Origin of the sequence: Paracraurococcus lichenis, assembly GCF_030657435.1 — a bacterium.
Lineage (GTDB): Bacteria > Pseudomonadota > Alphaproteobacteria > Acetobacterales > Acetobacteraceae > Paracraurococcus > Paracraurococcus lichenis.
This window is the reverse complement of record NZ_JAUTWS010000249.1, coordinates 1-2,280: the sequence shown is the minus strand read 5'-3', so window position 1 is coordinate 2,280 and position 2,280 is coordinate 1. Positions and strand designations below refer to the sequence as shown.

The following is a 2,280-nucleotide window of genomic DNA, read 5'->3' as shown; positions in this document are numbered from 1 at the left end:
ACCAGGCGCCCCAGGCGGCATCGAGCAGCGGGACGCCATAGGGGCGCTGCCCCTCAAGCGCGGCGAGCGCCGCCCGGACCGCCGCCTCCGCGTCCTCGTCGGGGGCCGCGAGCCAGCCGTGGTACCCCCCGTGTCAGACGAGTTGTCGCGTGTTTAGAACCGCGGAATGAAGGGGGCGCGGGTGAGCGAGAGTGGCTCGATACGGCAAAGCATTCAGGGATCGCATCGTCGCGCGGCTGCTGCCGCCGGAGAGTGCGGCCATCGACGTGGTCTCGCGCGACACGGGGGTCAGTGTTGCCACCCTGGAGCGGTGGCGGGCGCAGGCCCTGGCCGCACCCGGCGAGCTGGCCAGCAGCCAGCGTTGGACGCCGGCGGCGCGGCTGGAGGCGGTGATCACCACGGCAGCGATGGACGAGGCCGCCCGCAGCGCCTGGTGCCGCGAGCAAGGCCTCTACCCCGCTGAGCTCGAGGCCTGGAAGCACGACGCCATCGCCGGTCTGGGCGAGCCGCGGGCGGCGAGCGCCCTCGAAGCCCGGCAGGACCGGCGCCGGGTGAGGGAGCTCGAGCGCGAGCTGCACCGCAAGGACAAGGCGCTGGCCGAGACGGCCGCCTTGCTGGTGCTCGCAAAAAAGCTCGGGGCGGTCTTCCGCGACGGCGAGGACGAATGACCCGCCTGGAAGACCGCCAGACCCTGACGGCCGAGATCACCGAGGCCTGCGCTGCCGGCGCTCGGCTTGCCCCGGCCTGCAGCCTGGCCGGCATCGACGTACGGACCTTCCAGCGCTGGCGTGAGGACGATGGCCAGGTCCGGGCGGACGGCCGGCCCGAGGCCGTCCGCCCGCAACCAGCACACGCGCTCAGCGATGCCGAGCGGGCGCGGATCGTGGAGTTGGCCAATGAGCCGCGCTTCGCCAGCACGCCGCCGGCCCGCATCGTCCCGGCGCTGGCCGACGAGGGCGTTTACATCGCCAGCGAGGCGAGCTTTCACCGCGTGCTGCGCGACCATGGCCAGATGCGCCGCCGCGGTCGGGCCCGCCCACCGCGGAGCGCTGGGCCGCCCAGCACCCATGTGGCGACCGCCCCGGGGCAAGTGTGGTGTTGGGATGTGACGTTCCTGCCGACCCAGGTGCAGGGGCGCTGGTTCTATCTCTACCTCATCCTCGACCTCTGGAGCCGCAAGATCGTCGGCTACGAGGTGCACGACACCGACCAGGCCGAGCATGCCGCTCATCTGATCCGGCGCACCGCGCTGGCTGAGGGCATCCATGCGCGCGCCCTTCGGCCGGTGCTGCACGGCGACAACGGCCCGAGCATGAAGGGCACCACCGTGCTGGCCATGCTGTACTGGCTCGGCATCGCGCCGTCGCATTCCAGGCCACGCCCGCGACAATCCTGCAAAATTCCCCTTCGAGCTTGGGATCAAGCTCGAGCGCAAGCGGTTGCAGCTCGAATCTAACTTCGGGCACCCTGATGCTGCCCTGGTAGTTTGGCCGGCATCCGGCGACAGAACGCCGGTGGAGGGAGGCGCCGATGGCCCGGCGCAACAAGAAGGCACGACGCATAGCGGTGCGAGTCAGCCATGAGACAACCCGGCGAAGTACCGTGTGCCTCGCGGAGGCCTTCGAGTCCGTGGTTCCGTTCGTTCAACGCCAGCCTTCCCGAAGTGGGGATGTTGACACAGCAACGCCAAAACACGCGCAGTCCGGCGTGAGGAGGTAGCCATGCAGCAACTGCTTCGTGCTGCCATTTACGGTCGGGTTTCCTCGGAGCAGCAAGCTGGCGAGAGAACCATTGCGAGCCAGATCACTGCCCTGGAGCAACGCGTTTCGGCGGATGGGCTAGATCTCGCAACATTGCTGCGGTTTGTCGATGACGGTTATAGTGGCGCTACGCTTGTCCGACCCGGCCTTGAGCGGTTGCGCGATCTCGCGGCAGCGGGTGGACTGGACCGCGTCTACGTTCACTCACCCGATCGCCTCACGCGCCACTATGCATACCAAGTGCTGCTCGTTGACGAGCTCCGCCGCGCGGGCGTGGAGATCGTCTTCCTGAACCGACCGATTGGCGTGTCGGCCGAAGATGACCTGTTGCTGCAGGTCCAGGGCATGGTGGCAGAATATGAGCGCGCGAAGATCCTGGAGCGGAGCCGCCGTGGCAAGCGGCATGCGGCACTCGCGGGATCGATGAGCGTCTTCAGCAATGCGCCGTACGGCTATCGCTATGTTGGCAAGCAGGTCGGCGGTGGTGTTGCACGATTGGAGATTGTCGAGGAGCAGGCTC

The 2,280-nt window shown here is 68.4% G+C and carries 1 protein-coding gene and 1 pseudogene; both read left to right on the top strand.

Translation table 11 applies throughout. The features are described 5' to 3' along the window. Positions 1–191 precede the first annotated feature (191 nt). A pseudogene (locus Q7A36_RS39405) lies at positions 192–1,381 on the top strand (DDE-type integrase/transposase/recombinase); the annotation flags it as partial. A 340-nt stretch (positions 1,382–1,721) separates the two neighbouring features. Next, the coding region (locus tag Q7A36_RS39400) for a recombinase family protein (RefSeq protein WP_305109250.1) at positions 1,722–2,280 on the top strand (559 nt) is incomplete at its 3' end.